Source organism: Hymenobacter agri, from assembly GCF_054778495.1.
Genome location: NZ_BAAGZM010000193.1, coordinates 1 through 6957, shown reverse-complemented (window position 1 = coordinate 6957; position 6957 = coordinate 1). Strand labels below are relative to the sequence as shown.

Genomic DNA, 6957 nt, shown 5'->3' with positions numbered 1-6957 from the left:
GAGTACCGTCTCGGCCACGCGCACGCCCAGCGCCACGGCATCGGCGGCATCGGCGGTTTGCGTTTCCTCCACGTATTCTTCGCCGCTCAGGCTGATGAGGCCGGCGTGCAGGCGCAGGTGGCCGCCGTCCAGCGTAGCCAAGGCGAAGGACGGGATGCTACACCCGCCTTCCATGGTGTGCAGAAAAGCGCGCTCGGCAGCCAGGCAGGTGTGCGTGGCGGGGTGGTCGAGGGCGGATTTGAGGCGGGCTTTGAGGCCGGCTTCGAGGCTGGCAGCGCACTCGATGGCGATGCTGCCCTGGCCGGTGGCGGGCACAAACTGCGCCGTGGGCAACGTGTGGCGCACCAGGTGCTCATAGCCCATGCGGTGCACGCCGGCAAAGGCCAGCACCAGCGCATCAAACTGGCCTTCTTCGAGCTTGCGCAGGCGGGTTTGGAGGTTGCCACGGGCCTCGGCGGTTTCGGCGTGGGGATAGAAGCGGCGCAGCTGAGCCTTGCGGCGGGTGCTACTGGTACCCAGCACGATACCCGGCTTGTCGAGCGAGAACTGCTCGTCGAAGCTCAGCACCACGTCGTTCACCTGCTCGCGCTCCAGAAAGGCCAGCAGCTCCAGCTCGCGCGGAATGCTGCTTTGCACGTCTTTGGCCGAGTGCACAGCCAAGTGCGTGTCGCCGCGCAAAAGGCTTTCTTCCAACTCCTGCGTGAATACGCCCTTGGCGCCAATTTTAGCCAAGCTGCGGTCCTGCACGGCATCGCCGGTGGTTTGCATGGGCACGATTTCGGTATCAAAACCGGCGGCTTGCAGCAGGGCGGCCACGTGTTCGGTTTGCCAGAGAGCGAGGCGGCTGGCGCGGGTAGCGAGGCGGATGGTCATTCGGAGTGTTGAGTTTTGAGGGTTGAGTTTTGAGTGATTCAGAAGGAAATTTGAATCGGCCTTGGTGGCAAATTCAACCCTCAACATTCCGCACTCAAACCTTAAGGAAGCCGCCCATACGCAGCGAGCTGTCCACGAACACCATTTTGGCGTTGGCGTTGCGCTCAATGTGGTAGTGGGCGTCGGTGAGTTCTTTGGTGAGCAAATCGGCGTTGCGCGGGGTTACGAATTTGGCGAAGCCGGCCACGAACTGCTGCTCGCCGCTGGCCAGGTGGGGCACAAACTTCGGGTCGATGCCGAACAGCAGCACTTTGCGCAGCAGGCCCAGCGAATAGCTCAGCAGCTCCTTTTGGTTTTCGCGGCCCAGCTTCTGGAATTCTTCACTTTGCTTGATAATATCGGCCGCTTTCTGGCTGTAGCACTGCCGCATCCACTTGGCGAAGAACTCGAAGTAGTCGTGGTCGGCGTTGGCGTCGCGGCTGGCGATGGCCGCGCCCAGGCTGCCCTCGGCCAGCTGGGCCACCTGGCGGGCTTTGGCTTCGGGCACGTGGTAGGCGGCGTGCAGGAACTCGGTGATGTCGTCTTCCGAAAACGGGCGCACCACCACCGGCTGCACCCGGCTGATGATGGTGGGCAGCAGCTGCTCGGGCGCGTGGCTCACCAGCAGGAAAATGGTGGCGGGCGGCGGCTCCTCCAGCAGCTTGAGCACGGCGTTGGCGGCGGCCGGGTGCATGAGCTCGGGTAGCCAGATGATGACGATTTTGAAGCGCGCCTCAAACGCTTTGAGGCTCACCAGCTTCAGAATCTGCACGGCCTCGTCCTTCGAGATGTTGCCCTGCTTGTTCTCAGCCCCGATGTGCTGCATCCAGTCGTTGAGGCCTTGGTAGGGATTGTCGAGCACGAAGGCGCGCCACTCGGCCATGAACTTGCTGCTCACCGCGTCCTTGCTCACCGTTTTGGTGGTGGTTACGGGCATGATGAAGTTCAAATCGGGGTGGGCCAGCTTGGCCATTTTGGTGCAGGCCGGGCAGTGCCCGCAGCTGTCTTCGGCGTCAGGCGCGCGCTCCTCGCAGTTCAGAAACTGCGCGTAGGCCAAGGCCAGGGCCAGCGCCGCGCCCCCCTCCTGCCCCCGGAAAAGCTGGGCGTGCGCCACGTGCTGCCGCGCCACCGACTGGCGCAGCACCTGCTTGACGGCGGCTTGATTGGGAATGTCGTGGAACTGCACGGCAGGCGAGCGAAAAAGGTTAGCAGTGGGCAGTTGGCAAAGATACTCTGAACGCGAGGCGGGGTTAGCAGCTGGGCTCGGGATTCTACTTAAACTTCCGAATGGTAGAATTGCCCCGGTCGGCTATATACACGGCGCCGTCGGGCCCGATGGCTACGCTCATGGGCCCGTTTAGGCGGCCGGTGGGCGCAGGGCCGTCGGTGCTGCCGGCCGGGCCGGGCTCGCCCACCAAGGTGGTCACAACGCCCGCCGGCGTGATGCGGCGCACCGTGTTGTTGCCCAGGTCGGCCACGTACAGGTTGCCCTGCCGGTCGATGCCCAACCCGGCCGGATTGTTGAAACGGGCGGCCTGCACCGAACCATTGGCTTTGCCAGCCTCTCCGGCTTTACCAGCCCAGATGCTCACCGCGCCCCCCGAAGTGATGCGGCGAATAACGTGCGCCGAGCCGTCGCTCACGTACATGGTACCCGCCGCGTCAACGGCCAGGCCCGTCGGGTTGCCCAGCAAGGGGTCACGCTCGCCCATATACCCCACCGGCAGCTTGCCGACGGGGGTAGTTACCACTCCCTGCGGCGTGACCTTCCGTATCAGGGCGTTGTATTGGTCTACCACGTACAGCGCCCCGTCGGGGCCCAGAGCGAGATGGGTAGGATGTCTGAATCGCGCTTCGGTTGGGGGGCCATCAGCGGCTCCGCCTTCGCTTCCCCGGCGGCCCGCTAGCAGACTTATAGCACCCTGGGGCGTGATTTGATACACTACGTTGCTGCCCGTTTCGGTTACATACACAATGCCCGAGGGGGCTACCGCCACGCCGGCCGGATGGTGCAAGTACACGCTTCGGGCCGGCGCGCTGGGGCGCTCCATGCCGCCGTATAACGTACTGACCTGGCCATCGGGCGCAATCTTGCGCACCGCCATGTTGCCGCCATCGGCCACGTACACGTTGCCGGCGGCATCGGCCGCCACTGCTTCGGGATTGCGAAACCGGGCCACGGCCCCCGGCCCGTCGTCGTCACCGGTATTGGCCGGAGCGCCGGCCAGGGTACTCACCTGCCCTTTGGGCGAAATGCAGCGAACGCAGTAATTCAGCTCATCTACCACGAACAGCGTGCCGTCAGCCCCCACGGCAATGCCGATGGGCAACGTAAACCGCGCGGCGGTTCCCCGAGCATCAACGTAGCCCACCTGGTCGCCACTACCAGCCACGGTCGTTACCTGCCCGGCGGGGGTGATGCGACGGACCACCGCGTAGCGCTCATCGGCCACGTACAGCGTGCCGTCCGGGGCTATTGCCAGGCCCGCCGGCTTGCCCAGCTGCGCGTCCGGGCCACTGCCGTCGGCAAAACCTCCCTGTCCCGCCGTTCCGACCCAGTCGCTCACCGTTCCGCTGGGCGATATCTTGCGAATGACGCCCTGCTCATCGCCGACGTATCCGGTGCCGGCTTTATCAAATACCAAGCTCACCAAGGTATACCCGCGAAACCGAGGGGCCTGACTGGCCACCGCCAAGTACTGCTCGCGGCTCACCCAAGTGCTGAGGGCTCCCGTCGCCGGGTTGATGCGGTAGATGCAGCCCGCGGCCTCGTCGGCCACGTACAGGTCGCCGCCGGGCCCGAAGGCCAGCGCCGTTGGTTTTTCCAAGGGCAGCAGCTCCCTGTTGCCGCTGCGATAGGTGCGGGCAGGGGTGCCGGCCAGGGTGCTCACCGTACCATCGGCCGTGATTTTACGCACGGCATGATTGCGCTGGTCCGCCACGTACACCGTGCCGGCTTTGTCTACGGCCACGCCCACTGGCTTATTGAAACGAACTTGTTCGCCCACCCCATCGGCGTAGCCCTGGGCCGGCGCCTTGCCAGCCAGGGTGCTCACTTCCCCCTTCGGGCTGATTTTGCGAATCGTCCCGTTTTCAGTATCGGCCACGTAGAGTACCCCGTTGGCACCCAGCGCCATGCCCTGCGGCCAATTGAAACGAGCCTGCAAACCGGGACCGTCCACGGTACCGGGGCTATTGTTGGGCGCCACCCCGGCCAGCGTCCGCAACACGCCGCCGGCGGGCCGCCCGGCCCCGGGCTGCGCACCCGCCGCGCCCGGATATACCAGGCTCAGCAAAACCAGCCACAGGGGCAGCCACTGTAATTTGCCGGGCATCCGATAGGCTTCCACGTTATTTATTTGGCTTTCTCCCAAATTCGGTCCTCGGCCGTCGCCTCGAATACCGCTTTCAGAATATCCCGCTCCACCGCATCGTAGGGCAGGCTGCGGCGGGCCATCACGCGCTCAGCCACCTCGTTCACCTTGGGCAGCTGAAAGGTTTCGAAGCCGGCCGCGCCGCCCCAGCTGAAGCTCGGGATGAAGTTGCGCGGGTAGCCGGCCCCGAAGATGTTGGCCCCTACGCCCACCACCGTGCCGGTGTTGAACATGGTGTTGATGCCGCACTTGCTGTGGTCGCCCATCATCAGGCCGCAGAAGGTCTGGCCGGTATCCACGAAGCGCTTGGCGGCGTGGCTCCAGAGCTTCACGGGGGCGTAGTTGTTTTTGAGGTTGGAGGTGTTGGTATCGGCGCCCAGGTTGCACCATTCGCCCAGCACCGAGTTGCCGAGGTAGCCTTCGTGGCCCTTGTTGGAGTAGCCCAGCAGGATACTGTTGCCTACTTCGCCGCCCACTTTCGAGAACGGGCCCACGGTGTTGTCGCCGCGCATGTTGGCGCCGGCGTTGATGTGCGAGCCCTCGCACAGCGCCAGCGCGCCCTTGACGATGGCACCCTCGTGCACCTGCGAGTTCCTGCCCAGGTAGATGGGGCCGTCCTCGGCGTTGAGAATGGCGGCCCGGATTTTCACGCCTTCTTCTAGAAAGATGTTCTCGGCCCCGTACACGATGGTGTGCGGGTCGGTGATGGGCTGCGAGGTGCGGCCCTGGGTAATAAGCGCGAAGTCGCGGCGGATTTCGACGCCGTTGCGCAGAAACAGCTGCCAGGGCCGGTCAATCACCGTCACGGGCTCGGCCACCTGCCGGGCTTCGGGCAGGCCGTCCTGAATAAGCTCGGCTACCAGCGAGGCATCGGCCACGTGGGCCGCCACCAGCAGGTCGTCGCAGTACAGGGCCTGTCCGGGCTGCAGGGCCTGCACCTGGCGGGTTAGCAGGTCGTCGGGGCACACGGCGCCGTTGATGATGAGGGCCGGGCCGCTCACATCGCCGGCCAGAAACTTGGCCTGCAAGTACGACTGCGTGAGGTAGCCCACGGCTTCCACGCCCAGCCGGCGCTGCCACTTCTCGGCCAGCGTGAGAATGCCGCAGCGCAGCGCCGCCACAGGCCGCGTGAAGGTGAAGGGCAGCAGGTGCGGCCGGATGGCCGGGTCGTCGAAGAGGAGAACGCGCATTTGTTTAAGCTGTTAGCTAATAGCGGCTAGCCGTTAGCTTTTGTTAAGAAAGACAAATTTACGGCGGCGGCCGGCGCCCCGGGTCATAAAAAAACTCCTTCCGGCGCGGCCGGAAGGAGTTTTCAAAAAGCTAGCAGCTCCTAAGCAGCCATTACTTGTTGGTGCTGGTCTGCTCTTTCTTGGCGTAGCGGCTGCGGAATTTCTCCACGCGGCCGGCCGTGTCGATGAACATGTTTTTGCCCGTGTAGAAGGGGTGCGAAGCGGAGCTCACTTCGATTTTCACCAGCGGGTAGGTTTTGCCGTCTTCCATCACGATGGTGTCGGTCGGCTTCATCGTCGAGCGGGTGATGAACTTAAAGTCCGAAGAGGAGTCCTGGAATACGACTTCCTGGTACTCGGGGTGGGTGTCCTTTTTCATATCGAGAGGTCGGTTTTACCGGTTAAACCCTGCCGATTTTGCGGAAGGGACTGCAAAAGTACAGCTTAGCTCCGAAAATCCCAACGCCCGCGCTAAACTTTTCGGCGCGCGGCACGTCCATATCGCCCCGCGCGGGGCTTGGCGCCCCTGCGAAAAGGTTGTACATTTGAATCCGGCCCACCCACGGGGCCGGTCTGTTGCGTGTGCTGAAACTTATACCCGCTCACCGTATGCGCCCCCGCGCGGGGCTCCTAGCGTTGCTGCTCGTGCTGGGCAGCGTGGCAGCGGCCTACGCGGCCACGCTCACGCTTTTCACGGCGGCCTACTCGGGCACGGTGGTGAAGGTGGATTGGGAAGTGAGCAACGAAGTGGACGTGACCGGCTTCGAGTTGGCCCGCAAGTCGGCGTCCGACGCCAGCTATACCGCGGTGAGCACCACGGCCGCCACCGGCCAGCGCCGCTACTCCTACCTCGATGCCAACGTGTACCGCGGCACCAGCACCACGGGCACGCTGGGCGGCCCCTACACCTACCGCCTCACCGTGCGCAGCTCCACCGGCGACCAGAGCTACCTCACCGTGCTGGCCGGCACGCCCAGCGCCGTGCAGCGCTCGTGGGGCACCATCAAGTCGATGTTTCGGTAAATGGCGGGCTAATAGATTAACGGAACATCATGCTGCGCGTAGCCGCAGTATGACGTTCCGTTTTTACTTACTACACCACATACAATCCATGCGCCTCTGCTTCGCCTCCAACAACGCCCACAAGCTCGATGAAATTCGCCCGCTGCTGCCGCCCGGCTTCGAGCTGCTGAGCCTGGCTGACATCGGCTGCCACGAGGAGCTGCCCGAAACCCAGGACACCCTAGAGGGCAACGCCCGCCAAAAGGCCGAATACGTGCTGGAGCACTATGGCGTGAACTGCTTCGCCGACGACACCGGCCTCGAAGTGAATGCCCTGAACGGCGAACCCGGCGTGTATTCGGCCCGCTACGCCGGCCCGCAGCGCCGGGCCGAAGACAACACCGCCAAGCTGCTGCGTGAGCTGGCCGGCCACGCCGACC

Annotated in this window: 7 protein-coding genes; 2 read left to right on the top strand and 5 right to left on the bottom strand. The window is 64.1% G+C overall.

What is annotated here, in order from left to right; all coding sequences use genetic code 11:
- The 5 genes from hemC to ACYVDE_RS11200 form a co-directional block, all read right to left on the bottom strand.
- A partial coding sequence (gene hemC, locus ACYVDE_RS11220) for a hydroxymethylbilane synthase (RefSeq protein ID WP_460501623.1) occupies positions 1 to 873 on the bottom strand: 873 nt, incomplete at its 3' end.
- 94 nt (positions 874 to 967) lie between these two features.
- Complete coding sequence (locus ACYVDE_RS11215; RefSeq protein ID WP_460501621.1) at positions 968 to 2098, bottom strand: DNA polymerase III subunit; 1131 nt, start codon at positions 2096 to 2098, stop codon at positions 968 to 970.
- Positions 2099 to 2183: 85 nt separating this feature from the next.
- The gene (locus tag ACYVDE_RS11210) at positions 2184 to 4247 is read right to left on the bottom strand and encodes an NHL repeat-containing protein (protein WP_460501620.1); all 2064 of its coding nucleotides are present in this window, start codon (positions 4245 to 4247) and stop codon (positions 2184 to 2186) included.
- A 20-nt stretch (positions 4248 to 4267) separates the two neighbouring features.
- Positions 4268 to 5476: a GlmU family protein gene (locus ACYVDE_RS11205; protein ID WP_460501619.1), complete on the bottom strand. Its 1209-nt coding sequence runs from the start codon at positions 5474 to 5476 to the stop codon at positions 4268 to 4270.
- A gap of 151 nt (positions 5477 to 5627) precedes the next feature.
- Complete coding sequence (locus ACYVDE_RS11200) at positions 5628 to 5894, bottom strand: type B 50S ribosomal protein L31 (RefSeq protein ID WP_196285774.1); 267 nt, start codon at positions 5892 to 5894, stop codon at positions 5628 to 5630.
- Positions 5895 to 6124: 230 nt separating this feature from the next.
- Between ACYVDE_RS11200 and ACYVDE_RS11195 the strand changes: the two genes are divergently transcribed.
- Together ACYVDE_RS11195 and ACYVDE_RS11190 are read left to right on the top strand one after the other, a co-directional pair.
- Positions 6125 to 6538, top strand: a complete 414-nt coding sequence (locus ACYVDE_RS11195; protein WP_460501617.1) for a hypothetical protein — start codon at positions 6125 to 6127, stop codon at positions 6536 to 6538.
- A gap of 88 nt (positions 6539 to 6626) precedes the next feature.
- Positions 6627 to 6957 (top strand): non-canonical purine NTP pyrophosphatase (locus ACYVDE_RS11190; RefSeq protein WP_460501615.1); only part of this gene is annotated, 331 nt, incomplete at its 3' end.

Excerpts from the sequence above, each read along its gene's own strand:
- ACYVDE_RS11195 (WP_460501617.1), top strand. The coding sequence starts at position 6,125 with ATGCGCCCCCGCGCGGGGCTCCTAGCGTTGCTGCTCGTGCTGGGCAGC.
- ACYVDE_RS11200 (WP_196285774.1), bottom strand. The coding sequence starts at position 5,894 with ATGAAAAAGGACACCCACCCCGAGTACCAGGAAGTCGTATTCCAGGAC.
- ACYVDE_RS11210 (WP_460501620.1), bottom strand. The coding sequence starts at position 4,247 with ATGCCCGGCAAATTACAGTGGCTGCCCCTGTGGCTGGTTTTGCTGAGC.
- ACYVDE_RS11205 (WP_460501619.1), bottom strand. The coding sequence starts at position 5,476 with ATGCGCGTTCTCCTCTTCGACGACCCGGCCATCCGGCCGCACCTGCTG.